We start from the raw sequence: 26,817 nt of genomic DNA, 5'->3' as shown, positions 1-26,817 counted from the left end.
CTGGTTCCGCCGCCTGCGCATCCGCTGGGAGATCCGCGATGACATCCATGAGGCGTTCATGACCCTGGCCGCAGCCATCATCTACTGGCGACGCCTCGTCCGCTGATCTTTCTGTTAGGACCTCTAAAGCCGATTGCATCCACGCCGACGGGTAACGAGACGTCGTGCGCCCGGGCGCACGCACCCGTTCAGCAGCCCGTGACGCCGGGCCGTCTGTCGCTCCGCGACGGCCCCCGCTCCCGAACGTGTCCCGCCGGGACCGCCACCCGACCATGATCATTCTCAGCGCTGTCCGCCTACCAGCACAACCCATGTCCACCTGCCAACACCCACTGTCCGTCCACCGGCACCCGATCTGTCCGCCAGACCGACACCAAACCGTCCGCCCAGCCGCACAACCCCTGTCCGTCCATCAGCACCCACCCGTCCGACTACCAGCACTTTCACCTGTCCGCTAGCACCGGCTGAGCGGCGGCCCGGGCTCGCGCTCCTGCTCCCGGCCCTGCTGCTCATCACGGTGTTCCTGATCCTGCCGGCGCTGTGGACCCTCTACCTCGGGCTCACGGACTACCGGCTCACCGGCGCGGCGGCCGCGCACCCGCGGATCGTCGGGGTGGACGACTACCGGCAGGCGCTCGGCGACAAGGACGTGCGCGACGCCCTCGGCCGTACGCTGCTGTTCGTCTTCGGCTCGGCGATCGTCGGCCAGAACCTCCTCGGCTTCCTGCTCGCCTGGTCGCTGCGCTCGGCGCGGGCGTGGGTCAGGGCGGCGGTCGAGACGGCCGTGCTGCTCGCCTGGATCCTGCCCGGCGTCGTCGTCGCCTGGCTGTGGATCGCGTTCCTGAAGGACCAGGGCGGCACGCTCAACGCGATCCTGCGCACGCCGGGCCACGACTGGTGGTTCGAGCATCCGATGGGCGCGCTCATCGTGTTCAACACGTGGCGGGGCACGGCGTTCTCGATGATGCTGTTCTCCGCCGCGCTGTCGAACGTGCCGCGGAGCCAGCTGGAGTCCGCCCGGCTCGCGGGCGCCCGGGGATGGCAGCAGCTGCGCGACGTCGTCCTGCCGAACATCCGCGGCCACATCCTGACCAACACGCTGCTGATCAGCCTGTGGACGTTCAACGACTTCACGCCGTACCTCATCACCAAGGGCGAGCCGCACGGCGCGTCCGCGGTGCTGCCGGTGTACATCTACCTCACCGCGCTGCCGGGTGGGCGGCTCGGCTTCGCCGGCGCCTTGTCGCTGACCATGCTGCTGATCAACCTCCTGCTCGCGCTGGCGTACGTGCGGATCCTGCGGAGGCGGGCATGACGGCCGTACGGACGGTGCTGCGGCGCATCGGGTTCTACGTGCTCCTCTCCCTGGTCACGGCGTTCTTCGCGCTGCCGATGCTGTGGCTCGTCACCGCGCCGTTCACGCGGCATCCGACATTCGCGGTGACGTGGCCGGACTTCACGCTCGCCAACTTCCGGGCGCTCACCGACAGCCCGGACGCGCTGTCCTCGCTGTACAACTCGGCCGCGCTGTCGCTGTCGACGATGCTGCTCACCGTCGCCGCCGCCGCGCTCGCCGCGTACGCCCTGAGCAAGGTGCGCGTGCCCGGCCGGGGCGCGATCCTCTACCTGCTCCTGCTGCTGTCCTCGGTGATCACCGGAACGGCGGTGATGGTGCCGATCTTCCAGCTGATGTTCCGGCTGCGCCTGCTGGACCATGACCTCGGCGTGATCCTCGTGCTGACCGGCGGGCTGCTGCCGGCGGCCATCTTCATCCTCACGGACTTCATGGACACGATGCCCCGCTTGCAGGAGGAGTCGGCGCGGGTCTTCGGCGCGAACTCCCTGCAGGTCTTCGGCCACGTCGTCCTGCCGAACGTACGGCCCGGTCTCGCCACCATCGCCGTCTGGGCGGTCGTGAACGTCTGGGGCGACTTCCTCGTGCCGTTCCTGCTGTACCGCAGCCCCGACAAGCGGCCCGCCGCCGTCACCCTCAACACGTTCTACACCGAGGGCGGCCGGCCGGATCTCGCCCTGATCTCGACGTTCTCGCTGCTCTACTCGGTCCCGATGGTCATCATGTTCCTGTTCGTCAGCCGCCGCTACGGCTTCCGTCTCCACGGAGGGATCACAGCGTGAGAGTCGCACTGGAGGCGGTGACCAAGGTCTACGACGGCGACGTACGGGCGCTGGACGAGCTCTCCCTGGAGATCGCGGACGGCGAGTTCTTCGTGCTGCTCGGCCCGTCCGGCTGCGGCAAGACGACCCTGCTCCGTACGATCGCCGGGCTCGAGACGGCGACCTCCGGCACCGTACGGATCGGCGAGCGCGACGTCACCCGCCTGCCGCCGGGCGACCGGGACGTGGCGATGGTGTTCCAGGACTACGCGCTGTTCCCGCACATGACCGTCGCCGACAACATCGCCTACCCGCTCCGGCTGAAGAAGGTGCCGCGCGCCGAACGCCGGGCGAAGGCCGCGGACACCGCCGCCAGGCTGTCCCTCGGCCCGTACCTCGACCACCGCCCGGCGCAACTGTCCGGCGGTCAGCAGCAGAGGGTCGCGCTGGCGCGGGCGATGGCCACCCGGCCCACCGTGTTCCTGCTGGACGAGCCGCTGTCCAACCTCGACGCACGGCTCCGCCTGGAGGCCCGGACCTTCCTGAAGAAGCTGCAGCACGACCTCGGCGTCACGACCGTCTTCGTCACCCACGACCAGGCGGAGGCCCTCGCGCTCGCCGACCGCATCGCCGTCATGGAGGACGGGCGCGTCCGCCAGATCGGCACGCCGCGCGAGGTCTTCCAGCGCCCGGCGAACATCTTCGTCGCCGGGTTCATCGGCTCGACCCCGATGAACCTCCTGGAGGGCGAGTGCGTCCCCGGCGACGGCGACCCGACCGGATCGTGGACCGACGAGATCGACGTCGCGGGCCTGCGCCTGCCCGTGCCCGAGGAGGCCACCGGGCTCGTCGGCCCCGGCGACAAGATCATCGCCGGCTTCCGTCCGGAGTACGTCCGGGAGGCCGAGGACGGCATCGAGGGCCGGGTGGAGATCGTCGAGAACCTCGGCACGACGTCCCTGGTCACGCTGGCGACGACCGGCCCGAGCGTTCAGCTCACCGTCCCAGAGGAGCGCGAACCGGCGATCGGGACCACCCTGCGCGTCGCCCCGCAACCCGGCCGCACCCTCCTCTACCACGCCGACGACGGCGACCTCATCGACGACTCCTGAACTTCGCGAACAGGCTGACAAGGGCAGCGCTCTAGACAATACTCTTCGTGGCAGCCACGATACGCTGAGCGAGGAGCACTCGAGGATGGCGGAGCCATGGCCATGCCACAGCCGGTCGAGGAAGAAGAGCCCCCCACGATCGAAGAGATCTGGGAGCACACGCCGTCGTACCCGGGATTCCAGGTGGAGATCATCGACGGGTGTCTCGTCGTGAGCCCCCGCGGGAACGTCCGGCACGCGCGGATCAACTACTACCTCCACGACTTGTTCGTGGAGATCGCGCGGGAGAACGGCTGGTGCCTCTGCCACGAGCTCACCGTCCGCCTGGAGAACAACCGTGACCGGATCGAGCCGGACCTGGTGATCATGCCCCCGGATGCGCCCACGTTCGGCGACAGGGAGGTGTTCGGGCGGGGCGTGCTGCTGGTGGCCGAGGTGACCTCACGCGGCAACGCCGTCCGTGACCGGTTCACCAAGCCGCGTAACTGCGCACTCAGCGGGATGCCGCTCTATCTGCTCGTCGATCCGGTCGACGAGCCGACCGCCGTCACGCTGTTCAGCGACCCGAGCGACGATGGGTACCGCACGATCGAGCGCGTCATCGCCGGCGAGAAGCTGCGCCTGCCCGCTCCGTTCGACTTCACGCTCGACACCGCGTCGCTGCGCTGAGCCGCCGCCCCCGGTGGCGGTCCGCGTCTACTGGCCGTGCCACCAGCCGACCAGGGTGCGCAGCCAGCGAGGACGCTCCGCGCCCGAGTCCCCCGGCCGGTTCGCCGCGGCGAGCGGCGCCGGCGGGACCGAGGGGCCTCCCGTCTCCGCGGGCACGAGAGCGGGCACCGACACGGGCGGGAAGCGGACCGGGAGCGCGGTCAGCGCGCGGTGGAACATCCCCGGTCGCCACTGCAGCCGGTCGGCGGGGACCGCGAGTTCCATGCCGGGGAGCTTGTCGAGGAGCTTCTCGACCGCGACCGAGGCGATGAGACGTCCGTGGCCCTGCGCCGGGCAGGTGTGCGGTCCCGCGCCCCACGCCAGGTGTGCCCGGTTGCCCGCCCGGCCGTCCGACGTGAGCGACGGGTCGGTGTTCGCGGCGGCGAAGCTGATGACGACCGGCTGGTCGGCCGGTAGCCGGACACCGTGCAGGTTCGTTTCCTTCGGCGGGTAGGCGACCGCGTAGTTCGCGATGGGCGGGTCCGTCCACAGCACCTCGTCGAGCGCGTCCTCGATGGGCAGGCTGCCTCCTGACAGGTCGGCCGCGAAGCGATCGTCGGACAGCAGCAGCCGCATGGTGCTCGCGATCAGGTCCTGCTCGGGCTCGGTCCCGGCGCCCATGAGCACGACCAGTTGGTGCAGCATCTCCTCGTCCGTCAGCCCCGCCGGGTGGGCCATCAGCCAGGAGGTCACGTCGGCGCCCGGGTTGGCGCGTTTGTAGGCCACGAGCTCCATGACGGCCTCGCCCAGGATCAGGTTCGCCTTCTCCGCGTCGGTGCCCTCGAAGATCCCGCTCATGCCCTCGACCAGCCGATCCGCGATCACCGACGGGCAGCCGAACATCGAGTTGAGCACGAGAAGGGGCAGGACACGGGCGTACTCGGTGATCAGGTCCGCCTGGCCGACCTGCGCGAACCGCGCGATCAAGGAGTCGGCGTTGCTCTCGACCCAGCCGCGCAGGAGGGAGGAGTCCACCCGCGCGAGGCTGTCCGTCACCGCGGACCGCAGCCGGGTGTGGGCGGCGCCGTCGCTGAACATGGAGTTCGGCCGGTACGCCATCATCGGCAGCAGCGGGCAGTCGGGCGCGACGTTCGCCTCCCAGCGACGGGGGTCCTTGGGGAACGTGATCGGGTCGCGCAGCACGTCGAGCGCCGCCTGGTAGCCGATGACGAGCGTGCCGGGCACGCCGGGCGCCAGTTCGACCGGTGCGGCGCTTCCGTACCGGCGCAGGGCGGCGTACGTCCCGGCGGGGTCGGCGGCGAACTCCGGCCCGTACAACGGCATCAGGCCGGAGTGGGCGGGACAGGATCCGGTGGCGAACTGGTCGGAGGTCACTCGGGCTCCTTCTGGGGGGCGGTCGGGGGAGCCTCTGCCGGCGGATCGACGCGCTGCGGCCGACCGGACGGCGATCCGGGCGCCCGTGACGGCCGACGAGAAGATCGCGGGCAGCGTCAGGAAGCCGAAACACTACAGCCGGTGATCTTAAGATTCCAGCGCGATGCCGGATTTCGTCCGCTTCGTCGCGTTACCTTCCCGCGTCCGGATCCGAGCCGCGGCCCCGCCCGGATCCGGACGGGGCCGCCCTTCGGCCTCCCACGGGTGCTCCCCGGCCGTACGACCCGATCATCGGTCAGCCGAGGCGATGACCACCTGCTCGTCGGGACACACGCCGACCTGCCGGCGTCGTGCGGCTGCCGGTGAAAGAGCAGATCAAGGCCTGACCATCAGGGTGCTGTTCGTCGACGACCAGGAGCTCGTACGAGTTCCGCATGGTGCTCCACGCCCAGCCGGGCATCGAGGTGGCCGGATAACGATGCGCCTCCGCCTCATCCGAGGTCGGATTTCTGAAACCCACGCAGATGAGGAGTCGTGTTCAGGCGGCCGCGCGGCCCCCGTGGCGGTGGCCTCGCCGTGGCGGTCTCCAAAACCCCCGTTCACAGCGCTACGGCGTCTTCCTGTCGAGGGAGGTCGGAGTGGCGCAGTGCTCGTTGCCGCCGGTCAGGTCGTCGCGCACCAGGACGAGCAATTGCGTCAGCTGCGAGCGCTGGGCGTCGGTCAGCGTACGGAAGAGGTGGTCTTCCACCTCCTGCTGCGCGACTGCCGCCGCTTGCAGCCGCTGCCGTCCCGCCTCCGTCAGCACGACCAGGTGGCGGCGCCGGTCTCGAGGATCCCGCGTGCGCGTGACCAACCCGTCGGTCTCCAGCGGGTTGAGCTGCGTGACGAGCACGCTGGCCGCGGTGTCGGTCTGCACGGCCAGATCAGTCTGCGCCAACGGGCCGTGATCATGCAGCAGCCCGAGAATGTGGAACTGCCGTGGCGTGAGGCCGTTGCTGGTGTGCGCGTCCCTCAGACGACGCATGGCCTCGTGCCCCAGCAGGGCGAGCATGAGGCCGGGACCGTCGCGGTGTTCGTCGAGCAGAGCCTCGCCGGAGGCGGTGGAGGTAGCCGAGGTCACCTGTTCACTCTACTTCATTGCATCATGTAGATTGCTAAACGATTCAGACATGTAAATGATTAGTTTGCTTGCACGTCCTTCGACCTCCGCATCGCCACCCGTCATCCAAGGAGTGCCATGTCCGCCACCCGTCCGCCCATGCTGCTCCCCGATCCGAATGCGGATCTGGGCCTGCACGGGGCGCGCGCCGTCGTCACTGGAGGAACCCGTGGAATCGGAGCCGCCACGGTGCGCCGTCTGAGCACGGCCGGCGCACACGTGGTCGCCGTCGCCCGCAACCAAGCCGAGGTGCCCGCCGGAGTGCACCTGGTGACCGCCGACCTGAACACTCCCGGCGGGGTCGAGCGCGCGGCAGCCGCAGCGGTCGATCTTCTGGGCGGCATCGACGTGCTCGTCGACAACGCCGGACGCAACACCCAGGTACCCGACGGCGTCCTCGCCGCGACCGACGAGGACTGGCTGGCCAACCTCGAAGCCAACCTGCTGTCCGCCGTCCGCCTCGACCGCGTCCTCGTCCCCCACATGACCGCACAGGGCCACGGGGCAGTCGTCCACGTGTCATCGAACGCCGCCCGCTACCCCCAGCCCAACGGCGCTCCCTACGCCGCCGCCAAAGCCGCCCTCAACACCTACAGCAAGAGCCTCGCGCTCGCCTGCGGCCCGCACGGTGTGCGGGTCACCGCGGTCATGCCCGGAGTCATCGAGACCGACGCCGTGGAAGCGAGCCTGCGGCAGGCGGCCGAACGCACCGGCCGCGACCTGGACACCGTCCGCGAAGAGTTCCACCAGCGCCTCGCCGCCCCGCTCGGTCGCCCCGGACGGCCCGAGGAAGCCGCAGAGCTGATCGCCTTCCTCGCCTCCCCGCGCGCCTCCTACCTCACCGGCATCACCATCTCGGTCGACGGAGGCATCCTCCCCACGCTCTGACGAACCCAAAGAAGGCAGCGCGCACACCAGGAACGGGCGCACAGGTCCAGCGCGAGGCAGCGGTTGAGCACACCGGTCGTGCTGGCAGGTGGGCCGAAGGTGGGCCGGGTGGTGTTTCCGGACGCTCAGGACACCTCGGCCCCGGAGCTGCCGGTCACCCATCCGCATCGCCGCGGAAGCCGGAGGAAACTGAAACCGCTACGCCCCCGGCGACCACACCCAGTGACCAACGAGGCCGCCTCCCAGACGAATACGCGCTCAACGATTAGGCGAGCTCACCAGCACCCGGGCCTTGACCCGGCTCAGGAGGTCGGAGGCGTGGAGCCGCAGCGGACACCGGCGTCGGGAAGCCGGAGACCATCGAGGTAGTCGTTGATCATCTTGCTCTCACACCCTGGGGTGAAGACCTTCATTCCGTGCGTCCAGTCACGCAGGATGACCAACCTGGCCTCGGGGCCCAGTTGTCGCGCGACCTGGCGCGACCAGGCCGCCGGGGTCGCGTTGTCATACCGGCTCTCGACGAGGAGCATGGGGGCGGCCGTGGTGCCGGTGGCGTTGGATTGGGGATCGCGTACCGGGGTGGGCCAGCCCTGGCAGGTGAGGATCGACTTCATGGCGTTGGGCGAGTACCCCACCAGCGGCGCTGCGATCGCAGAGGTCTCGAGATCGCCACGGAGGGCGGACCCGTTCGGATATCCCATCGCGAAGTCCTGACAGACGATCGGATCGGCGTAGTTGATCGTGGCCGGGAGCTCGCCCTCGGGGTCGGACGGCCACGGTTTACCCGCGTCCAGGGTCTTCAGGAAGCTGGCCGTGGCCGACCAGGACGGCGTCCACAGCATGGCATCGACTTCGCCGGCCACGGTGAACGGCGTCCATTTGAAACCGGATTCGTCCGTACCGGCCAGTTCGCCGTTCTGTGCCTTCGCCACCACCCGGCGGTAGACATCGGCCGGCCTACTGCCATGGAGAGCGCAGGAACTCGTGCGGGCACACCAGCGAGCGAACTGGTCGAAGGATTCGTCGAATGCGTTGGCGGCCGTCACCGCGAACCGGCGACGCGGGGCGCTGTGATCCATGATTCCGTCCAGCACCGCCGCCCGGACGTGCGCGCCGAACATCGCGGCGTACTGCTGACCGAGCAGCGTGCCGTAGGAGTGCCCGTACAGGCTGATCTTCCGCTCTCCCAGCGCCGTGCGCACCGCGTCCAGGTCCCGTGCGGCGCTCGCCGTGTCCAGGTGGTCGAACACCGGCCCCGTGGCCTTCCGACAGGCGTCGGCCAGCGCGCGGTTGCGCTCCCGAAGCGTCGCCAACTCCCGGTCGGTACGCGGCAGGCGGTTCCCGACGGCCGCGATGGTCTGGCGGGTCGGGCAGGTGAGCGGGCTGCTCTTGCCCACGCCTCGCGGATCCAGACTGACGATGTCGAACCTTTTCTCCAGCCCCCCGAAACCGGGCTGACCCGCGATCGTGTCCACTCCCGACTGTCCGGGACCACCGGGGAGGAAGACGAGGGCGCCGATCCGGCGCGACGGCTGCGTCGCCGCCCGACGGACGATCGCGATCTCGATCCGGCGTCCACGCGGCCTGCTCCAGTCCAGCGGCACGCTGACGCTCCCGCACTGCACGTCGCCCTGGCCACCTTGGCATTGCCGCCATGCGATCTTTGACTGTACGGCGGCACTCGCCGGTTCTGCCCGAACGGCTCCATCCCCGCACGCGGCGATCGAAGGGGCCAGCATCAGGCAGGCCCCCGCCATCAGAATTGCCCGGTTGAGCATTGACATCTCCTCGTAGTCGCGGAATTCCCCCAAAGTTAATGAGCGGTGTTCAGCGCCTACGTCGCCGTAAAGACGGCTTTTTCCCTCTGGCCTCGTGCGACCTCAGTCGCATGGGCTGATCATCCTGTGGGCGGACGGCACAGCCGGAAGAGCGCCGGACGAGGCCACGACCAGGATCAGTACCGGCGCCTTGGATTGTGCGAACCGGCCCCGGTGAAGCGCCTGGGCGGAAGACCAGGGGCGCGTACGACTTGAAGCGCATGCGCCCGTCCGCCCGCCGGCTGATCGACAATAGCCGCGCGACGGACGCCCGCAGGAGCCCGGGAACGGTTGACTCACGGCATGGACGAGAACAAGACGGCCCGCTGGGCGGCCGCACTGGCCATTGGGGCGGCGGCCGCAACCGCCCTCACCGGTTGCGGTCTTTCCGAAGGCGTCAAGGAGAAAACGAACGGCCACATTAAGACCGTCTCCTATACGACGGCCACGGCCGGCAAGAGCGATCGACAGACCCAACTGCCGAGCTGGGTACCGGACCAGGCGCGCTCGGTCTCCGAGACCATTCGCACCACCGGCTCGGAGCGCATACTTCGCTTCACCCTCGACGATCCCAAAGCGCTCACAGCCTGCCACCGAGCCGCCCCTTCCCACACGCCGGCGACCCTGACCGCCTCGTGGTGGCCCAGTGGTCAGGAGTCCAAGACCAATACGCTCTGCGCGACCGACTGGCACGTCCTGGAACAGGGGACCACGGTCTACGCTTACCGCCCTGAAATTCATCCTCAACGGCACAACTGATCGTGCGTCGCAGCAGCGATGTCGACACCCTTGCCGTCGTCGCCACCGGGACGTCGACCTGTCGGCCCGGCGGCTCACCCTCCGCGGGTCCGGCCACGAACTCGGAACCCGGACGGTCGCCGTGGGCACGGCGAAGACCCTCGGCGAGACCGCCGGAAGAACCGATGCCCGTCGCCCCGGATCGGGGCGACGGGCATCTCGTCAGGTCATCCGCGTCAGAAGGCCTCTTCGGGGAGGTCCATCAGGTCGCCGGTGGTGGCCTCGGTGATCGCGCGCTCGGCGGCGAGCTTCGGCAGCTGGGTCGCGCAGAAGAACTGGGCGGCCGCGATCTTGCCGGTGTAGAACGCCTTGTCGGCCTCGGAGGCCTCGCCGCTCAACTTGGTGAGCGCGACCTCGGCCTGGCGGCAGAGCAGCCAGGCGATGACGACGTCGCCGAGGGCCATGAGGAGGCGGGTGGTGTTGAGGCCCACCTTGTAGATCTCCTCCGGGCGTTCCATCGAGCCGAGCGCCCAGCCGATCATCGGGTTGAGGATGCCCTGGGCGTCCTCAAGGGCCTTGCCGAGCAGCTCGCGCTCCTTCTTGAGCCGGCCGTTGCCCGCCTCGCTCTCCGCGAACTCCTTGATCTGCCCGGCGAGGTGCTGCAGCGCCTCGCCGTTGTCCCGCAGGATCTTGCGGAAGAAGAAGTCCATGCCCTGGATCGCCGTGGTGCCCTCGTACAGGGAGTCGATCTTGGCGTCCCGGATGTACTGCTCGATCGGGTAGTCCTGCAGGAAGCCGGAGCCGCCGAGGGTCTGCAGCGACTGGGTCAGCACCTCGTACGCGCGCTCGGAGCCGACGCCCTTGACGATGGGCAGCAGCAGGTCGTTGACCTTCTCGGCGAGCTTGTCCGGTTCGCCGGAGGCCTCGGCGAGTTGCGCCTTGTCCTGGTAGGTGGCGGTGTAGAGGACGAGCGCCCGCATGCCCTCGGCGTAGGCCTTCTGCAGCATGAGCAGGCGGCGTACGTCGGGGTGGTGGGTGATGGTGACGCGCGGCGCGGTCTTGTCGGCCATCTTGGTCAGGTCGGCGCCCTGGACGCGCTCCTTGGCGTACTCGAGCGCGTTGAGGTAACCGGTGGACAGCGTCGAGATCGCCTTGGTGCCGACCATCATGCGGGCCTGCTCGATGATCATGAACATCTGCTTGATGCCCTCGTGGACGTCGCCCACGAGGTAGCCGATGGCGGGGTGCTTCTCGCCGAAGGTGAGCTCGCAGGTCGTGGAGACCTTCAGACCCATCTTCTTCTCGACGTTGGTGACGTAGACGCCGTTGCGCTCGCCGAGCTCACCGGTCTCGGTGTCGACGAGGTACTTCGGCACGATGAACATCGACAGGCCCTTGGTGCCCGGCTTGGCGCCCTCGGGGCGGGCCAGCACGTAGTGCAGGATGTTGTCGGCCATGTCGTGCTCGGCGCTGGTGATGAAGCGCTTGACGCCCTCGATGTGCCAGGTGCCGTCGGGCTGCTGGATCGCCTTCGTACGGCCGGCGCCGACGTCGGAGCCCGCGTCGGGCTCGGTCAGCACCATGGTGGAGCCCCAGTGCTTCTCGACGGCCATCTCGGCGAGCTTCTTCTGCTCCGGGGTGCCGATGCGCCACAGGAGCTGGGCGAAGCTCGGGCCGCTGGAGAACATCCAGATCGCCGGGTTCGCGCCGAGGATCAGCTCGGCGACGGCCCAGTGCAGGGTGCGCGGGGCGTTCATGCCGCCGAGCTCGGTCGGCAGTTCGAGGCGCCACCACTCGGCGTCGTTGAAGTAGGCCCGGAAGGACTTCTTGAAGCTCTCGGGCATCGTCACCGAGTGCGTCTCGGGGTCGAACACGGGCGGGTGCCGGTCCGCGTCCTCGAAGGACTCGGCGAGCACACCGGTGGCGAGGCGGTTCACCTCGTCCAGGACGCTGCGCGCGGTGGCCTCGTCGACCTCGCCGAACGGTCCGGTGCCCAGGATCTCCTGACGGCCGAGGACCTCGAAGAGGTTGAACTCGATGTCACGCAGGTTGCTCTTGTAGTGCCCCATGAACACCCCGTTGCTCTCGGGCGGGCGGGTCGCACCCGGTTACGTACCAGTCAGTAACACCTGATGCTACCCGTGAGTAACTGAACAGACAACTGCGTACCGGAATATGGGCGTTCGACGGTGAAACGGATGATCGCGGCTTGCCCAGGCGGCTCCGTCCCGTATGACATCCGACGCACGCTTGGTGATCACGAAGCCGTACGATGACCGTCTGTGGCCGATCGGTGGAGCGCCGTCCGCGCGCGGCGGGACGGAGAGCGACGACTGCGGCAGACACCCTCCGAGCGACGACTGCGGCTCACCCGCTCCGAGCGACGGCTCTGGGACGCGTACCCGACGGGCACGCTCGTGTCGCTCGGCGACGAACGCCCGCCCAGGACCGGCGCCCCGGACCGTACGATCCGGGCCGAGGTCATCTCCGCCCTCCTGCTCGGCGCGCGCGAGCCGGCGCCCGGGCACGTGCCCGCCGTACGCCTGCGCGGCGCGCGCGTCACCGGCGTGCTGAACGTCTCCGGCGGCGAGGTCGGCTGCGAGCTCCGCCTCGAACACTGCGTCCTCGAGGAACGCCCCGACTTCTCCAACGCCCGCGCCCGGCAGATGCGGCTGAGCGCCTGCGTGTTCCCCGGGTTCGACGGCGGCGGGCTGCAGGTGGACGGCTACCTCAGCCTGTCGGAGTCGCTGATCGAGGGCGAGGTACGGCTGACGCGGGCGGCCCTGTCCGGCGGGTTCCGCATGAACAACGTGCGCCTGCGCAACCCCGGCGGGTACGCCCTGTACGCGGGCCTGCTCACGGTCGACGCCGGCGCGTACATCCGCAACTCCGACATCACCGGCGAGGTGCGCCTGACCGGCTCCCGCATGACGGGCGGCCTGTTCATGTACGGGACGACGGTGCGCGACGCCGCCTGCGCGCTGGACGGCGACAACATGATCGTCCAGGACCGGATGGAGTGCAGCGCGGGCTTCACCGCCGAGGGTCCGGTGCGCCTGCGCGGCGCGCGGATCGACGGCACGCTCTCGTTCGACCAGGGCGCGATCCGCGCCGCCGGCCGGCGCGCCCTGCACCTGAGCCACGCCGACGTCAAGGAACTGATCCTCATCCCCCGCGAGCCGATCCAGGGCGAGGTCACGCTGGGGTACTCCCGCATCGACGTCATCCTCGACCGGCCCGACGTCTGGCCCGAACGGCTGCGGCTCAACGGCCTCGTGTACGAGACGCTGCGCGGGGAGCCGGAGGAGGGCCAGCGGCTCGACTGGATCTCCCGTGACCCCCATGGGTTCCGCCCGCAGCCGTACGAGCAGCTCGCCGCGTGGCTGCGCCGGATCGGCCGGGACGACCTGGCCCGCAAATGCCAGCTGGCCAAGCAGCGGGCCCGGCGGCGGAGCCTCGGGCCGATCGGCCGGGCGTGGGGCGTGGTGCTCGACTGGACGGTCGGGTACGGCTATCGCCCCTGGATCGCCGCCGTGTGGCTGGCGGTGCTGGTCGCCGTGGGTACGACGGTGTTCAGCATCGACCACCCGCACACGATCAAGCAGCCGGACGAGCGGCCGCACTTCCACGCGCTGATCTACACGCTCGACCTGATGCTGCCGATCGAGACGTTCGGGCAGCGCAGCGCGTGGGACCCGGTCGGCTGGTCCCGCTGGCTCGCCTGGTCGCTGACCGGCACGGGCTGGATCCTCGCCACCGCGCTGATCTCCGGCGTCGCGCGGGTGCTGCGTCCCTCCTGAGCCGGGGGGAGAAGAATGAGGGCGTGGGAACCTATTTGATCACCGGGGCCACGGGCGGCATCGGCTCGGCCGTCGCCGACCTGCTGTACGACGCCGGGCACTCGCTCATCCTCGTCGGGCGGTCGGCCGAGCGGCTGGAGGAGACCGCGCTGCGGCTCGTCTCCCCGACCGCGCTGGCCGTCGAGCCGACGGCCCACCCGACGGGCGAGGATCGCGTGTGGACCCTGGAGCTGGACCTGTCCGACCCCCGGCGGATCGAGGCGCAGCTCGTCCGCGCCGACCTGCCGGCGCTGGACGGGATCGTGCACAGTGCCGGCGTGGTCGAGCTGGGCACGGTCGCGGAGGCCTCGCCGAGCACGTGGGTCGAACAACTGCTGGTGAACACGGCCGCCCCCGCCGAGCTGACCCGCCTCCTGCTGCCGCTGCTGCGCGTGGCCCGCGGCCACGTCGTCTTCGTGAACTCGGGCTCGGGACTGCGCGCCCGTGGCGGGTGGGCCGCGTACGCCGCCAGCAAGCACGCTCTGCGGGCCCTCGCCGACGCGCTCCGCGAGGAGGAGCCGGACATTCGGGTCACGTCGGTCTACCCCGGCCGCACGGCGAGCGAGATGCAGCGCAAGGTCCGCGATCAGGAGGGCGGGGAGTACGACCCGGCGGACTACATGTCGGCCCGTACGGTCGCCACGGTGATCGTGAACGCGCTGACGACCCCGGGCGACGCGAACGTCACCGACGTCAGCGTCCGCGGCTGACGCGGGTCGCGAGCAGGAGCCGGACGGCGAGCGGCCGCGCCGCGCGTGCGGCAGTCGGGCGACCGGCGGCGGCGCCGCGCGCGCAGGGGCTTCAGACGAGGGGTGGCAGCGCCGCGGGTCCGCTGCGGCGGCGGGTCAGCCCCGCGGCGAGTACGCCGCCGATCAGCCCGAACAGGTGCGCCTGCCACGAGATCCCCGGCTGCCCCGGCAGCGCGCCGAAGATCATCGTGCCGTACACCAAGGCGATGGCGACGCCGAGGAGGATGTCCAGGATGCGGCGTTCGAAGAAGCCGCGCGCCAGCAGGTAGCCGAAGTAGCCGAAGATCAGTCCGCTCGCCCCCACGGTCACGGCGTTCGAGGCGGCCAGGAACCACACGCCGAGGCCGCTGACGACCATCACGATGAGGCTGACGGCGAGGAAGCGGCCCAGGCCGCGCAGCGCCGTCAGAAAGCCGAAGATCGCCAGCGGCACCGAGTTGGCCATGATGTGGTCGAGGCCGGCGTGCAGGAACGGCGCCGTGAAGATGTGCCACAGGGCGTGCACGTTGTGCGGCTGGATGCCGTACTCCTGGTTGAGATCACCGTTGTAGTTCACGACCTCCACCACCCAGCAGACGCCGAGCAGCACGACGGTGATGAACAACGCGCTGACCGCGCGCGCGGCGTGGTAGGTGATTCCGTCGCGCGGGGAGCGCTCGGTGATCGACGAGTCGGGCATAGCGCAACCGTACGTCCCGGACGGTCGGGGTGAAATAAGAACGCAGCCCGCCGTACGGCTCGAGACCGGGCGGCCGTACGGCTCAGTGTCGGCCGCCGTACGGCTCAGTGACGCTCGCCGTACGGCTCAGTGCAGGGCGCCCGTGCGGATCAGTGCCAGGCGGGCGCGGCGGGCAGAGGCCTCAGGCGCAGGTAGCGGCGCTCGTCGGGGGTGGTCCCGCCCCAGATGCCGGCCGACTCGCCCGCGCGCAGCGCCCAGGCGAGGCAGTCCGAGGACACGGGACAGCGCGCGCACACCTGCTTGGCCTCGTCCACCTGGTCCAGGGCCGGCCCGGCGGTGCTGACCGGGAAGAACAGTTCGGGGTCGGCGCTTCGGCAGGCCGCGAGATCCGTCCAGTGTTCGATCATTACGATGCCTCCAGGTCGAACAAGGCCGCCAGGGTGTCGGGGCGCGCCTCGGCGCGCCTCCGGACCGGCAGCAGCCGATCGATGATCTGCCGGAGCGACGTCTCGACGACGCCGAGGTGGTCCTCCGCGAGCGAGGGGACTCGGCGGGCCAACCGGGTGAGCTCGTCCGCGACCAGCTCCTGGCAGTGGCGGTCCAGGAGCCGGGCGGGAGCCTGCATCGTCGACGGTGCGGTCACGCCGCCTCCTGTAGCGCTATTGACGAATCGTAGTACTACCAAAGGTAGTACTACGACGAGTCGTGTCAATCCTGGCTAAAATTTTGGACCGTGCCGAACGATGTGATCTTCCGCAGCGCCACCATGAACGACGTACCGGCGATCGTCGCGCTCCTCGCCGACGACGCGATCGGCGCCGGCCGCGAGGGCGACATCGACGCCTACTGGGCCGCCTTCGCCGACATCGACGCCGACCCGCGCAACCACCTGATCGTGGCCGACATCGACGGCGACGTCGCCGGCACACTGCAGTTGACCTTCATCCCCGGCCTCAGCCGCAAGGGCACCGAGCGCGCCCAGATCGAGGCGGTCCGCGTCGGCAGCGCCCACCGGGGCCGCGGTCTCGGCCACCAGATGATCGAATGGGCGATCGGCGAGGCGCGGCGGCGCGGCTGCGGCCTCGTCCAGCTGACCTCCGACAAGCGCCGCGCGGACGCCATCCGCTTCTACGAGTCCCTCGGTTTTGAAGCGACCCACGAGGGGATGAAGCTGCCGCTCTAGAGGCCTTCGGTAAACCTTGATCGACCTGCGGGCGTCCTTACTGCGAACTCACCACGGATGTGCGGGAAGCGGTTAGCCGGGCGTTTACCCGAGTGTTGGTTCCATGTCCGGACACATAGGCAGGACGAAGGGATCCCCCCAGCGATGGTCGCACTCGCCGCGTCGGCACGCCTCGACGCAGACGACGTCCTGCGTATCCGCTGGGCCGAGCCGCCGGCCGACGGGACCAGCCTCACGCTCCGCCGGGACGGCGCCGCGCACGCGATCGACCTCGACGGCGAGGCCGCCGACCTGTCGCGGCTGGACCTGACCCCCGGCACCTGGTCGGTGCACGCCGCCGACGCCGAGGTCATCACCACGGACCCGGGCTTCTCACTCGACGGCCTCGCGGAGTACGCCCGCCGCCCTCGCGGCCGGGCGCTGCGGACCTTCCGCGCCCCCTCGGGCGGGCTGCGCGTCAGCGTACGCACGGTCGAGCCGTACGCCGAGGTCACCGCCGTCCACCCGGGCGAGGAGAAGCTGGCGCTCGAAGGGTTCCTCGCGTACGGCGCGACGCCCGCCGACGCCGAGATCGTCGCCACCCGACGCAAGACGGCGCAGCAGGTGCCGGGCACGGTGAGCCTCACCGGCGACCACTGGCACGCCGAACTCCCCAACGCCCCCTTCGCGGTGGAGACCGAGCGCGGCTTCTGGGACCTGCGTCTCGGCGGGCTGATCGTCGCCACCTGGATCGACGACATCCCGGACAAGAAGAACAAGGTCCGGTTCCCGGCGCGGCACGTGCAGCGGGACACCGACCGCGTCCGCGTCCGCGCCTACTACACCGACAAGGACCATCTCGCGATCGCCACCACGGTCGTCCCGAACGCGGAGGCGGAGGCGGCGTGAAGATCTCCATCCTCATCATGAACGCGTACGGTATGGGCGGCACGATCCGTGCGACGTTCAACCTGGCGGACGAGCTCTCCCGGCGCCATGAGGTCGAGATCGTCAGCGTATTCCAGCACAAGGACAGGCCGTTCTTCCCGCTCTCCGACCGGGTGCGGCTGTCCAGCCTGGTCGACCTCCGGCCGGACGCCCGGAAATGGTGGAAGTTCGGCGTCGCCTCCCGGCTCAAGAAGCCCAGCACGCTGCTGCACCCGGAGGAGCGCGCGTACGACAACTTCAGCGCCGAGAGCGACCGCGCGCTGACGCGGTACCTCGCCGACCTGCGGACCGACGTCCTGGTCACCACCCGCGCCGGGCTGAACATCGCCGCCGCGCGGCTGGCCCGCGACGGCGTCACGCTCATCGGCCAGGAGCACCTGCACTTCGGCGCGCACAAGCCCGGCATCCTCGCGGAGATCCGCGACTCGTACCAGAGGCTCGACGCGATCGTCACGCTGACCGACGCGGACCACGCCGAGTACGCGCGGATGCTCGACGGCGCCCCGACCCGGGTCTACACGATCGGCAACGGGCTGCCCGCGGGGCCGCGCCCGCAGTCCCGGTTGGACAACCGCGTCGTCATCGCCGCCGGCCGGCTGGTCCGGGTCAAGGGGTACGACCGGCTGCTCGACGCGTTCGCCAAGGTCGTCGAGAAGCGCCCCGACTGGAAACTGCGCGTCTACGGCCAGGGAACGCAGGCCGACAAGCTGAGCCGGCGGGCCCGCCGCCTGGGCCTGCACAACAACGTGGCCTTCATGGGACCGACGAACGACATCGAGGGCGAGCTGGCCAAGGCGTCCATCCACGTCATCACCTCGCGGTTCGAGGGGTTCGGCATGACGATCGTGGAGGCGTTCGCCGCCGGGGTGCCGGTGGTGTCCTTCGACTGCCCGCAGGGCCCCCGCGAGATCATCACGTCCGGTGAGAACGGCGTGCTGGTGCCCGACGGCGACATCGACGCGTTCGCCGACGCCCTGCTGTCCCTCATGGACGATCCGGAGAAGATGCGGCGGCTCGCCGAGAACGGCCGGCGCACGGCGACGCGCTACGACATCTCCGAGGTCGCCGGCCGCTGGGACGAGATGCTCGCCGAACTCCACCGGACCGGGACCGCGTAGCTCTTCCCTCGGTCAAGCGTGTTCCCGTTTTAGGCCGGGAGCCCTTCGCCGCCGCCACGACACGCTGAATCATCTGCGTCATCATCGGCGAGTATTCGAGGGGAAACGCCATGATCGACAACGAACTCTTCGGCGGAGCCGAACCCGTGTGGCGCGTGACGGTCGCCGCCGAGCTGTACCGGATCGAGGAGCACTGCTCGCACTCGGCGCGCGCCCAGGCCGAGACGGTGAAGATCTGGCGGGTGCTCAACCTGTGGCTCGGGTCCACCGCCGTCCTCGCCGCCGGGGTGGCCGGCAGCCTGGTCCTCGCCGGCGACCGCTTCCCCCTGGTCGCGGGCGGGCTGGCGCTGGCCGCCGCGCTCCTCGCCACGGTCGTCAGCATGGTCGCGCCCGGCCGCAAGGAGAACCAGGCGGCCGAGGCGGCCAAGGCCTACCGGTCGGTGGAGACGGCCGCACGGCAGGCCCGCGAGGTCGACCTGCCCGGCCACGCCTTCATGCAGGCGCGGCAGGTCCTCGACGAGCTGACCGCCCGCTGGCACGCGGTGATCCGCAACGCTCCTCCCGCCCCCGCCTGGGCGCAGCACCGCGCCGAGCGCAACCGGTACGTCGAGCGGGCCGAAGAGGTCATGACCGAGCGCATGAGCGACATCGTCCGCGTGTTCCAGACCCCGCGGCGGGCGGCCGACCAGCCGGCCTGAGCATGGTCGAACGGCGTGCCCGGACCGGCGTGAGCATGGTCGAACGGCGTGCCCGGATCGGCCTGAGCATGGTCGAACGGCGTGCCCGGACCGGCCTGAGCATGGTCGAACGGCGTGTCCATGCCGGCCCGTCCCCGTCGCCGTTTCCGCTGGCCGGAGCGGCGATCCGTGAAAGGTGATCGAACGGCGCGTCGAAACGTTGACGGTCTCGACGCGCCGGGGTGAGCGTCGTCCTCGATCGGCAGCCTCTGTCCCTCCCACCGGTGGCGCTGCCGAGAGAGGAGTCCGTCCATGCGTAGAGAACCGGTCGGCGCGCTCACGGCCGCGCTGGCGGCCGTGATCATGGTCCTGGCGGGCCTCGCCGGTCAGGTCGCCGTCGGCGGCGCGGCCTCCGCCGCCGAGTCGTACACCTGGCGCAACGTCCAGATCGGTGGCGGCGGGTTCGTGCCGAGCATCGTGTTCAACCAGTCGCAGGCGAACCTGATCTACGCCCGCACCGACATCGGCGGCGTGTACCGCTGGAACCAGAGCACGTCCTCCTGGACGCCGCTGCTCGACTCGATCGGCTTCACGAACTGGGGCTGGATGGGTGCGGCGAGCCTGGCCAGCGACCCGGTCGACCCGAACCGCGTGTACGTGGCCGCCGGCATGTACACCAACGGCTGGGACCCGAACAACGGCGCCATCCTGCGGTCCACGGACAAGGGCGACAGCTGGACCGCCACGCAGCTGCCGTTCAAGCTGGGCGGCAACATGCCCGGCCGGGGCATGGGCGAACGCCTCGCCATCGACCCGAACAAGGACGCCGTCCTCTACCTCGGCGCGCCCAGCGGCAACGGCCTGTGGCGAAGCACCGACTACGGCGCCACCTGGGCGAAGGTGACGAGCTTCCCGAACCCCGGCACGTACCAGCAGGACCCGAGCGACTCCTCGGGCTACCTCAGCGACGATCAGGGTGTCGTGTGGGTGACGTTCGACAAGCGCACGGGCAGCGCGGGGAACGCCACGAAGACGATCTACGTCGGCGTCGCGGACCCGCAGAACACCGTCTACCGCAGCACCGACGGCGGCTCCACCTGGCAGCGCCTCGCCGGCCAGCCCACCGGGTACCTGGCGCACAAGGGCGTCCTCGACACCACCAACGGCTACCTCTACCTCGCGACCAGCGACAAGGGCGGCCCGTACGACGGATCGAAGGGCCAGGTATGGCGCTACGACACCGCGACCGGAGCGTGGACCGACATCAGCCCGATCCCGGTCTCCAGCGGCGACAACTACTACGGGTACAGCGGCCTGAGCGTCGACCGGCAGCACCCCGGCACCCTCATGGTGACCGGATACAGTTCCTGGTGGCCGGACACGATGATCTGGCGCAGCACGAACAACGGCGCCACCTGGACGCGGATCTGGGACTGGAGCAGCTACCCGAACCGTACGTTCCGCTACACGCAGGACGTCTCCTCGGTGCCGTGGCTGACGTTCGGCGCGTACCCGTCGCCGCCCGAGGTGACGCCCAAGCTCGGCTGGATGACCGAGGGGCTGGAGATCGACCCGTTCGACTCCGCGCGGATGATGTACGGGACGGGCGCCACGATCTACGGCACGACGAACCTGACGGACTGGGACGCCGGGAAGCAGATCGCCATCAAGCCGATGGTCAAGGGCCTGGAGGAGACCGCGGTCAACGACCTGATCAGCCCGCCGTCCGGCGACGCGCGCCTGCTGTCGGCCCTCGGTGACATCGACGGCTTCCGCCACACGAACCTCGACGCGATCCCGTCGATGATGTTCACCCAGCCGAACCTGACCACCACGACGAGCCTCGACTACGCCGAGACGAACCCCGGTTGGATGGTCCGCGTCGGCGACGTCGACAAGTCCGCCAGCCCGGGCGTCAACCGGGTCGGCTTCTCCACCGACGGCGGCGCGGACTGGTGGCAGGGCAGCGAGCCGCCGGGCGTGACCGGCGGCGGCACGGTCGCGGCGGCGGCGGACGGGTCCCGGTTCGTGTGGAGCCCCGACGGCACGGGCGTGTACTACTCGGTCGGCTTCGGCAACTCCTGGACCGCCTCGTCCGGCATCCCGTCCGGCGCGCGGGTCGCCGCGGACCGGGTGAACCCGAAGAAGTTCTACGGCCTGTCCGGCGGCCGGTTGTACGTGAGCACGGACGGCGGCGCGACGTTCACGGCGACCGCCGCGACCGGCCTGCCGTCCTCCGGGCACGTCAAGGCGGTCGCGGGACACGAGGGCGACCTCTGGCTGGCCGGCGGCACCTCCGGCTCGGCGTACGGCCTGTGGCACTCGACCGACTCCGGAGCGACGTTCACGAAGCTGTCGAACGTCCAGGAGGCGGACAACGTCGGCTTCGGCAAGGCCGCGACCGGCAAGACCTACCCGGCGCTGTACGTCATCGCCAAGGTCGGCGGCGTCCGCGGTGTCTTCCGGTCCGACGACTCCGGCACCACCTGGGTGCGGATCAACGACGACGCCCACCAGTGGGGCAACATCGGCGCCGCCATCACCGGCGACCCGCGCGTCTACGGCCGCGTCTACGTAGGAACGAACGGAAGAGGCGTGCTGTACGGCGACCGTACGGGCGGCTAGCGCTCAACGCCGAGAACTCTCGTCGTGCTCGCGACGAAAACCCTCGGCACACCGCGCGCCCAAGCTTTACCCGAGCGAGGTGTGGCTCGTTAACGCGCGGGCGGCTCCGCTGGGTTGAGTGGCGAGCATGAAGACGATCATCATCGCGGCGGCGGCGGCCGCGGTCGCCGCCGCCGTCTCCTCGCCGGCGGCCACCCGCGACGCGGCCTCGGCCACGGCGTCGCCGACGGCCCCGGCGGCGACCCACCGCGCCGCCGGGATCGCGGTCTCGCCGACGCCCTACCTCGACCGGATCGAGAGGGCGGTCAGGCAGGTGTCGCCGGGCCTGGAACACCAGGTCTGGGAGCGCAGTCACGGCAACCGGCTCGACGAATCGGCCGGGGACTGGCTACTGCAGACCCCGCAGTGCTGGGGACACGACCCCTGCCCGCCCGCCGACCGGCCGGGCACCAAGCGGCTCCTGAGCAAGATCACCGAGAACATCGGCGAGGCGACCAGCACCGTCGACATCACCTCGCTCGGCTGCCCGGAGAAGCTGGTCCTGCCGCTGCCCTCCCCGTGCCGTACGTTCCCGGACGGCTACTTCCGCGACGCCATCGTCGCCGGGCTGAAGAAGGCATCGGAGAAGCACCGGATCACCTTCAGGATGCTGCTGGGCGCGCCGGTCCTGCCCGCCACGGTGAACGGCGACGACTGGATCGACGCCGCGAAGAAGACCATCGGCGCCTCGGCCCGCAACATCACGTTCAACGTGGCAACGATGACCACCTCGTACTCGGGAACACCGGGCGTCCCCGTCGGCGGCTACACGCCCTCCTGGAACCACTCCAAGCTGTTCGTGGTCGACGGGAGGACCGTCATCACCGGCGGCGTCAACACCTACACCGACAACTACGTCCAGACCCCCAAACCCGTCACCGACATGATGATGGCCATCCGGGGCCCCGCGGCCGCGTCGGCGACCGGCTACGTCAATCGGCTCTGGGACTGGACCTGCGCCCACCGCAACACGTGGAACTGGGCGGCCACCACCGGATCGTGGGTGTACCCGTCGAGCGGAGGCTGCATCTCGACCCTGCACCCGCCCGCCGCCGCGAAGGCCGGCGACCTCGACATGCTGGAGGTCGGCGGGCTCGGCGTCGGCATCCAGTCCAAGGACGGCTCTTCCATCTACAAGCTGCCCGACCTCGAACACCCTGACGACGCCAAGTGCCCGCTGCGCTTCGCCGACAAGGACGTGGTCAACCGCGACCGGGACTACCAGACCGTCAACCCGGAGGAGACCGCGCTGCGGGAGATGGTGGCCACCGCCACCAAGTCGATCGTGTTCTCCCAGCAGGACCTCTACGGCTGGTGCGCGAGCATCGGCGGCCCCATCAAGGCCGTCCAGCCGCTGGCGGATCTGCGGCTCCTCGACAACGTCGCCAGGAAGATGATCCACGGCGTGAAGGTCCGGATCGTCATCTCCACGCCCGGCAACGAGGACGCCTACTCCACCATGAAGAACATGCGGCAGTTCTCGGACCTGCTGCGCAAGCGGATCGCGCTGCAGGCGGGCGGCGACAAGAAGGCCGATCAGGTCATGCAGGACACCCTCCAGTACGCCTCGCTGCGCAGCAGCGACAAGCCCCGCTGGGAGGGCAAGGAGAAGAACGACGAGGGCAAGGTCATCGACTGCGACGACCCGAAGGAGTCCTGCACCTACGCCCAGCACACCAAGCTGATCGAGGTCGACGACCGCGTCTTCTACCTCGGATCCAAGAACGCCTACCCGGCCTTCCTGCAGGACGACGGCTACTTCATCGAGGACCCGGCGGCGGTCGCGCACCTGAGGAAGGAGTTCCTCGACCCGCAGTGGAAGTACTCGAAGGCCGACGCGACGTACGACTGGGAGAGGTTCCTGCCTCCCACCGTCGTCTCCATCGCCACCGACCGCGCCAAGGGCGCGTCGAAGGTGAAGGTCACCGTGAAGGCCGTCACCCATTCCGGCGACTCCTTCCTGGTCGCCTACGGCAACAAGGTGGAGTGCAAGGACACGAACTCAGGTGACCGGTGCTCCTTCGACGAGGCCCCGTCGATCGTCGGCAAGAAAATCGACATCGTCGACCGGAAGACCCTGCGCTGGATCCAGAGGGAGGTCCCGCACTGGTAGCCCCGTCCTCACCAAGGCGACCACGCGCCTTCTTCCGCTCCATCCACGGGCGGAAGAAGGCGCGTTGTCTTTACGTCAGTCTTCGTTCGAGATCATGAAGGAGGCCCTTCACGTCGGGCGATCGGCGTGCATGCGGGGCCAGTTCGCGGCCAAGGCGCTGCAGGAGGCCGACGCTGCGCGCCGAGGTGACGCCGGGCAGCCGGTCGACGGCACGGCGCGCCGCGCCCACGGCCTGGTCCAGGTCGCCGGCCTGGGCATGGGCCAGCCCGAGCCACGCGCCGTGCCGGAACGCCGACCGCTGTGGCTCGCCGGACGGATCGGTCTGTGCCCGCCCGCGCAGCAGGCCTTCGGCCTCCGCCAGCAGACGGCCCTGGCGCGTGGGCATTCGCCGGGCCAGGACGACCATGCATCGCCCGGCGATGGCATCGAGTTCGGTCGGGGTGACGTAACCGGCCCAGTCCGGAGCGACCTCTCCACGGTCCTTCGCGCGTTCGAGCAGGTCCAGCGTTTGCTCCCGCAATCGCTGGAAGGTCGCCAGATCCCCGGCGGCCGCGCTGGCGAGACCGCTGCGCGCGGCGATGAGCGCCCGCACCGTCGACGGAGCCCGCGAGGCGGCCTCCTGCGCGGCCGTGGCGAGCTGCAGCGCATCCCCCACTTCGCCGATCTCCGTCGCCTGATTGCTCATCAGGCCCAGGATGCTCGCGGCCAGCGCGCGGTCATCGGCGGCGTGCGCCGCGCGAAGACCGGTCAGGTACCAGCGCTGTGCCTCGCCGTCTCGGGCGGAGTCGAACGCCATGAACCCGGAGGTCTGGGCGAGTTGGCCAAGGGCGAAGGTAAGCCGCCGACCGGTTCGCGCGTCGTATCGGGACCGCCGTAGTAACCGCGACACGCATGCGAACTGGTCGGCCACGAAGGCGGCACCCGCGGCACCGTGCCGCTCGTCCAGACGACGGCATCGCGCGACGATGTCCTCGACGAGTTCGAGCATCGACGCGGTGACGCGATCCCCCTCCCGCGCGGCCGAGGTGAGGACCGGGACCGGTGCTTCGGACCACTGCCACGCATGGCGTGTCAGTGTCGTACCGGAGACCACCATGAATGTCCGCCGGGTCAGCATCGGATGCGACCACTCCTCCAGGAGACGCAGCAATCCGCCCGCATCCCAGGGTAGATCGAGGCGGTGGTCGGCGGGCAAGAGCAGCGAAGAGCGCGATGCCCCGCGAGGCCATACCTGGTCGAACGTCAGATCACGTCCAGTGGCTTCGGCGAGAAGCCACACAACGACCTCGGGCACCGGCGCATGAGGGACCTCACCGCGATTCAGCCAGCGGTAGGGAGTCTTATGGTGGATTTGGCGATTTTCCCGGCTGATTGCTGAGATGGCCGCGTTGACGCGGCGCGCAAGGCTTTCCGGACGCCATCCGGCTTCTTCGAGCAGGTCCTTCAGCTTTTCATTCGGCGCGCCGGATCTGCCGCTGCTCTCGCTGGTGACGGCCGTCATGAGGTCCACCTAGGGGAGAGTGCCATCGGGGGATGGTGCGGTGATAACTCTAACCGCGGTGTTAGGCGAGAACCGGAAGCACACCGAGCACACCAATCCGCAGATGTCCGCACCTGCCGTGCCGGATCGAAGCCCATTTCTCGGTGCCCGATGCCCGATCGTGGAAAGCGTCGATTTCGCATCGAGAAGGGAGTCAGATGGACAGCGAGCAGAAGATCCGCGCACTGACCGATCTGTGCCAGGCACTCGCCGGATCCGGACTGCATGTCGGCTTGAGCGACGCCCGGCCGGCCTTGTCGGTTCGTGCCTCTCTTACCGGGGACAGGATCTGGATCGGCATCGAGGACGACGCCTTCGTGTGGCGTCGCAGCGAAAAGGTGCGTTACGCGGTGGGCGATCCGGCGGGAGCGGCCGCCGAGATCACGGCATACCTCGGCGGGCGAACCGAAGTGCCCGACGCCCGTCCGTGAGCGCCGACGCGCTGGCCGTCCTGAGCCGGAGATTCCCGGGAACACCGATCTGGTTCGGCACGTACACCAGGTCCTGGTGGGCCCTGATACCGCCGCCGGTCGGATGGCGGCTGATCGAGGCGCTGCACCCCGAGGAACTGACCCGCGCGATCATCAATGCCCGTTCATGGCCCTGGCCCGCCGGTGCGTTGCCGCCCAGGTGAGCGGTACCCATCACCGCCTGCTTCACCGTCTCTGTCGCCACCTTGCCGCCGCGGTGGACGAGCATTGTCTTACTCGTCGCTTTCTTCCGTCGATACCGGCGGCAGGGATCGCGAGGCTCACGGTGAGGGCAGCGAGCGTTTCGTACGGCGCGGTGCTGGGGGTGCGTCTTCGCGAGGGACCGTCCGTGTAGTGAGGCTGGGTCGACCGTGAAAGCGGCGGCGGTGGCGCGGGGCGGTACGGCCGAGGGTTTTCGCGGTCACAGGGCGACGAAAATCCTCGGCGCCGCAGGTCCCATCGGTGGCGTCAGCTCAGGTCCGTTTCCCAAAGTCGGGGCGTCTTGGCCGACTCCCCGCGTACGACGGCGATGACTGGCGCGCCAGCCTCTCCGCGATCATGCCGACGCTGCGGCGGCACCTGCTCGCCCATCGGGACTCGGCCCGGCTGCTCTCCGGACGGTTCACCGCCGGCCGCGGCCGGCTGCGTACGATCGAGGTCGTCATCGGGGCGCTGCGCGGTGCCGGGCTCTCCGACCGCGACGCCGCCTACGCGCTGTACCTCCTGACGACCTTCCTGATCGGCTTCGTCGGCGGTGAGCAGGCCCCGCTGTCCGCCGCGGTCGCCGCCGGCCGGACTCCCCCTTTCGTACCTCGACGACCTGCGCGACCGGCTCGCCGCGCTGCCCGCCGAGGAGTTGCCGCACACCGTCGCACTGGCCGGGGACCTCACCGCCCCGGACCTCGACACCCGGTTCGCGTTCGCGCTGGACCGCCTGCTCGACGGCATCGCCGCCCTACCGCACCAGCACTGACGAACGAATGTCC

Annotated in this window: 25 protein-coding genes and 1 pseudogene; 18 read left to right on the top strand and 8 right to left on the bottom strand. The window is 69.8% G+C overall.

The features are described from left to right. Window positions 1–517 precede the first annotated feature (517 nt). The 4 genes from NDW01_RS39195 (at window position 518) to NDW01_RS39180 (ending at window position 3,896) form a co-directional block, all read left to right on the top strand. Window positions 518–1,315: a carbohydrate ABC transporter permease gene (locus NDW01_RS39195; RefSeq protein ID WP_252829559.1), complete on the top strand. Its 798-nt coding sequence runs from the start codon at window positions 518–520 to the stop codon at window positions 1,313–1,315. Then, window positions 1,312–2,136 (top strand): carbohydrate ABC transporter permease, encoded by an 825-nt coding sequence (locus NDW01_RS39190; RefSeq protein ID WP_252829558.1) that lies wholly within the window; start codon window positions 1,312–1,314, stop codon window positions 2,134–2,136. Before NDW01_RS39195 ends, NDW01_RS39190 begins: the two co-directional genes overlap by 4 nt. After that, entirely contained in the window at window positions 2,133–3,227 is a 1,095-nt protein-coding gene (locus NDW01_RS39185) for an ABC transporter ATP-binding protein (RefSeq protein WP_252829557.1), read from the top strand. The genes NDW01_RS39190 and NDW01_RS39185 overlap by 4 nt, the downstream gene beginning before the upstream one ends. 96 nt (window positions 3,228–3,323) lie before the next feature. After that, the gene (locus tag NDW01_RS39180) at window positions 3,324–3,896 is read left to right on the top strand and encodes a Uma2 family endonuclease (protein WP_252829556.1); all 573 of its coding nucleotides are present in this window, start codon (window positions 3,324–3,326) and stop codon (window positions 3,894–3,896) included. A 27-nt stretch (window positions 3,897–3,923) separates the two neighbouring features. Here the strand turns inward: NDW01_RS39180 and NDW01_RS39175 are convergent, their stop codons facing one another. Together NDW01_RS39175 and NDW01_RS39170 are read right to left on the bottom strand one after the other, a co-directional pair. Then, on the bottom strand, window positions 3,924–5,270 hold the full coding sequence (locus NDW01_RS39175) for a cytochrome P450 (protein WP_252829555.1): 1,347 nt from the start codon (window positions 5,268–5,270) through the stop codon (window positions 3,924–3,926). A 607-nt stretch (window positions 5,271–5,877) separates the two neighbouring features. Beyond that, window positions 5,878–6,390 carry a MarR family winged helix-turn-helix transcriptional regulator gene (locus NDW01_RS39170; RefSeq protein ID WP_252829554.1) on the bottom strand — a complete coding sequence of 171 codons (513 nt, stop codon included), beginning with the start codon at window positions 6,388–6,390 and terminating at the stop codon, window positions 5,878–5,880. Between the two features lie 117 nt (window positions 6,391–6,507). On the opposite strand from NDW01_RS39170, the gene NDW01_RS39165 reads away from it, so the two are divergent. Continuing rightward, a complete protein-coding gene (locus NDW01_RS39165) occupies window positions 6,508–7,317 on the top strand; it encodes an oxidoreductase (protein WP_252829553.1) in 810 nt (269 codons plus the stop codon). 302 nt (window positions 7,318–7,619) lie between these two features. On the opposite strand, the gene NDW01_RS39160 is transcribed toward NDW01_RS39165, so the two are convergent. Beyond that, the gene (locus NDW01_RS39160) at window positions 7,620–9,128 is read right to left on the bottom strand and encodes an alpha/beta fold hydrolase (RefSeq protein ID WP_252829552.1); all 1,509 of its coding nucleotides are present in this window, start codon (window positions 9,126–9,128) and stop codon (window positions 7,620–7,622) included. Window positions 9,129–9,437: 309 nt separating this feature from the next. Here NDW01_RS39160 and NDW01_RS39155 point away from each other — a divergent pair, with 309 nt between their 5' ends. Continuing rightward, the gene (locus NDW01_RS39155) at window positions 9,438–9,893 is read left to right on the top strand and encodes a hypothetical protein (RefSeq protein WP_252829551.1); all 456 of its coding nucleotides are present in this window, start codon (window positions 9,438–9,440) and stop codon (window positions 9,891–9,893) included. Between the two features lie 215 nt (window positions 9,894–10,108). Here the strand turns inward: NDW01_RS39155 and NDW01_RS39150 are convergent, their stop codons facing one another. Next, on the bottom strand, window positions 10,109–11,941 hold the full coding sequence (locus NDW01_RS39150; protein WP_252829550.1) for an acyl-CoA dehydrogenase: 1,833 nt from the start codon (window positions 11,939–11,941) through the stop codon (window positions 10,109–10,111). A 213-nt stretch (window positions 11,942–12,154) separates the two neighbouring features. Between NDW01_RS39150 and NDW01_RS39145 the strand changes: the two genes are divergently transcribed. Together NDW01_RS39145 and NDW01_RS39140 are read left to right on the top strand one after the other, a co-directional pair. Then, the gene (locus NDW01_RS39145) at window positions 12,155–13,672 is read left to right on the top strand and encodes a hypothetical protein (protein WP_252829549.1); all 1,518 of its coding nucleotides are present in this window, start codon (window positions 12,155–12,157) and stop codon (window positions 13,670–13,672) included. Between the two features lie 23 nt (window positions 13,673–13,695). Beyond that, on the top strand, window positions 13,696–14,421 hold the full coding sequence (locus NDW01_RS39140) for an SDR family oxidoreductase (RefSeq protein ID WP_252829548.1): 726 nt from the start codon (window positions 13,696–13,698) through the stop codon (window positions 14,419–14,421). A gap of 91 nt (window positions 14,422–14,512) precedes the next feature. Here NDW01_RS39140 and NDW01_RS39135 read toward each other — a convergent pair whose 3' ends face one another. The 3 genes from NDW01_RS39135 to NDW01_RS39125 form a co-directional block, all read right to left on the bottom strand. After that, the gene (locus NDW01_RS39135) at window positions 14,513–15,139 is read right to left on the bottom strand and encodes a rhomboid family intramembrane serine protease (protein WP_252829547.1); all 627 of its coding nucleotides are present in this window, start codon (window positions 15,137–15,139) and stop codon (window positions 14,513–14,515) included. 149 nt (window positions 15,140–15,288) lie between these two features. Beyond that, window positions 15,289–15,546 (bottom strand): WhiB family transcriptional regulator, encoded by a 258-nt coding sequence (locus NDW01_RS39130; protein ID WP_252783987.1) that lies wholly within the window; start codon window positions 15,544–15,546, stop codon window positions 15,289–15,291. Continuing rightward, window positions 15,546–15,782 (bottom strand): hypothetical protein, encoded by a 237-nt coding sequence (locus NDW01_RS39125; RefSeq protein ID WP_252829546.1) that lies wholly within the window; start codon window positions 15,780–15,782, stop codon window positions 15,546–15,548. Before NDW01_RS39125 ends, NDW01_RS39130 begins: the two co-directional genes overlap by 1 nt. 123 nt (window positions 15,783–15,905) lie before the next feature. On the opposite strand from NDW01_RS39125, the gene NDW01_RS39120 reads away from it, so the two are divergent. The 6 genes from NDW01_RS39120 (at window position 15,906) to NDW01_RS39095 (ending at window position 23,821) form a co-directional block, all read left to right on the top strand. After that, complete coding sequence (locus tag NDW01_RS39120; RefSeq protein WP_252829562.1) at window positions 15,906–16,322, top strand: GNAT family N-acetyltransferase; 417 nt, start codon at window positions 15,906–15,908, stop codon at window positions 16,320–16,322. Between the two features lie 144 nt (window positions 16,323–16,466). Then, window positions 16,467–17,210, top strand: coding sequence for a hypothetical protein (locus NDW01_RS39115; protein WP_252829545.1), 744 nt, complete (start codon window positions 16,467–16,469; stop codon window positions 17,208–17,210). Beyond that, the gene (locus NDW01_RS44115; protein ID WP_252829544.1) at window positions 17,207–18,367 is read left to right on the top strand and encodes a glycosyltransferase family 4 protein; all 1,161 of its coding nucleotides are present in this window, start codon (window positions 17,207–17,209) and stop codon (window positions 18,365–18,367) included. Before NDW01_RS39115 ends, NDW01_RS44115 begins: the two co-directional genes overlap by 4 nt. A gap of 110 nt (window positions 18,368–18,477) precedes the next feature. Beyond that, a complete protein-coding gene (locus NDW01_RS39105; protein WP_252783981.1) occupies window positions 18,478–19,065 on the top strand; it encodes an SLATT domain-containing protein in 588 nt (195 codons plus the stop codon). Window positions 19,066–19,356: 291 nt separating this feature from the next. Next, on the top strand, window positions 19,357–21,669 hold the full coding sequence (locus NDW01_RS39100; protein ID WP_305883857.1) for a beta propeller repeat protein: 2,313 nt from the start codon (window positions 19,357–19,359) through the stop codon (window positions 21,667–21,669). Between the two features lie 127 nt (window positions 21,670–21,796). Next, window positions 21,797–23,821 (top strand): phospholipase D-like domain-containing protein, encoded by a 2,025-nt coding sequence (locus NDW01_RS39095; RefSeq protein ID WP_252829543.1) that lies wholly within the window; start codon window positions 21,797–21,799, stop codon window positions 23,819–23,821. Window positions 23,822–23,891: 70 nt separating this feature from the next. Here the strand turns inward: NDW01_RS39095 and NDW01_RS39090 are convergent, their stop codons facing one another. After that, window positions 23,892–25,322 carry a hypothetical protein gene (locus tag NDW01_RS39090; RefSeq protein ID WP_252829542.1) on the bottom strand — a complete coding sequence of 477 codons (1,431 nt, stop codon included), beginning with the start codon at window positions 25,320–25,322 and terminating at the stop codon, window positions 23,892–23,894. Window positions 25,323–25,519: 197 nt separating this feature from the next. Here NDW01_RS39090 and NDW01_RS39085 point away from each other — a divergent pair, with 197 nt between their 5' ends. The 4 genes and pseudogenes from NDW01_RS39085 (at window position 25,520) to NDW01_RS39075 (ending at window position 26,804) form a co-directional block, all read left to right on the top strand. After that, window positions 25,520–25,792: a hypothetical protein gene (locus NDW01_RS39085; protein ID WP_252829541.1), complete on the top strand. Its 273-nt coding sequence runs from the start codon at window positions 25,520–25,522 to the stop codon at window positions 25,790–25,792. Continuing rightward, window positions 25,789–25,995, top strand: coding sequence for a hypothetical protein (locus NDW01_RS39080; protein ID WP_252829540.1), 207 nt, complete (start codon window positions 25,789–25,791; stop codon window positions 25,993–25,995). The genes NDW01_RS39085 and NDW01_RS39080 overlap by 4 nt, the downstream gene beginning before the upstream one ends. A gap of 394 nt (window positions 25,996–26,389) precedes the next feature. Then, window positions 26,390–26,551: pseudogene (locus NDW01_RS44580) on the top strand (TetR/AcrR family transcriptional regulator C-terminal domain-containing protein); the annotation flags it as partial. A 34-nt stretch (window positions 26,552–26,585) separates the two neighbouring features. Continuing rightward, entirely contained in the window at window positions 26,586–26,804 is a 219-nt protein-coding gene (locus tag NDW01_RS39075; RefSeq protein WP_252829539.1) for a TetR/AcrR family transcriptional regulator C-terminal domain-containing protein, read from the top strand. Window positions 26,805–26,817: the final 13 nt, after the last annotated feature.

It is taken from the genome of Actinoallomurus soli, from assembly GCF_024055715.1.
Lineage (GTDB): Bacteria > Actinomycetota > Actinomycetes > Streptosporangiales > Streptosporangiaceae > Actinoallomurus > Actinoallomurus soli.
The sequence above is the reverse complement of the archived record's forward strand: the minus strand, read 5'-3'. Positions and strand labels throughout refer to the sequence as shown.

What these genes read in the sequence shown, in the direction of transcription:
- NDW01_RS39190 (WP_252829558.1), top strand. Translation starts at nt 1,312, where the DNA reads ATGACGGCCGTACGGACGGTGCTGCGGCGCATCGGGTTCTACGTGCTC.
- NDW01_RS39180 (WP_252829556.1), top strand. Translation starts at nt 3,324, where the DNA reads ATGGCCATGCCACAGCCGGTCGAGGAAGAAGAGCCCCCCACGATCGAA.
- NDW01_RS39165 (WP_252829553.1), top strand. Translation starts at nt 6,508, where the DNA reads ATGTCCGCCACCCGTCCGCCCATGCTGCTCCCCGATCCGAATGCGGAT.
- NDW01_RS39155 (WP_252829551.1), top strand. Translation starts at nt 9,438, where the DNA reads ATGGACGAGAACAAGACGGCCCGCTGGGCGGCCGCACTGGCCATTGGG.
- NDW01_RS39150 (WP_252829550.1), bottom strand. Translation starts at nt 11,941, where the DNA reads ATGGGGCACTACAAGAGCAACCTGCGTGACATCGAGTTCAACCTCTTC.
- NDW01_RS39135 (WP_252829547.1), bottom strand. Translation starts at nt 15,139, where the DNA reads ATGCCCGACTCGTCGATCACCGAGCGCTCCCCGCGCGACGGAATCACC.
- NDW01_RS39130 (WP_252783987.1), bottom strand. Translation starts at nt 15,546, where the DNA reads ATGATCGAACACTGGACGGATCTCGCGGCCTGCCGAAGCGCCGACCCC.
- NDW01_RS39120 (WP_252829562.1), top strand. Translation starts at nt 15,906, where the DNA reads ATGAACGACGTACCGGCGATCGTCGCGCTCCTCGCCGACGACGCGATC.
- NDW01_RS39115 (WP_252829545.1), top strand. Translation starts at nt 16,467, where the DNA reads ATGGTCGCACTCGCCGCGTCGGCACGCCTCGACGCAGACGACGTCCTG.
- NDW01_RS39105 (WP_252783981.1), top strand. Translation starts at nt 18,478, where the DNA reads ATGATCGACAACGAACTCTTCGGCGGAGCCGAACCCGTGTGGCGCGTG.
- NDW01_RS39100 (WP_305883857.1), top strand. Translation starts at nt 19,357, where the DNA reads ATGCGTAGAGAACCGGTCGGCGCGCTCACGGCCGCGCTGGCGGCCGTG.
- NDW01_RS39095 (WP_252829543.1), top strand. Translation starts at nt 21,797, where the DNA reads ATGAAGACGATCATCATCGCGGCGGCGGCGGCCGCGGTCGCCGCCGCC.
- NDW01_RS39090 (WP_252829542.1), bottom strand. Translation starts at nt 25,322, where the DNA reads ATGACGGCCGTCACCAGCGAGAGCAGCGGCAGATCCGGCGCGCCGAAT.
- NDW01_RS39085 (WP_252829541.1), top strand. Translation starts at nt 25,520, where the DNA reads ATGGACAGCGAGCAGAAGATCCGCGCACTGACCGATCTGTGCCAGGCA.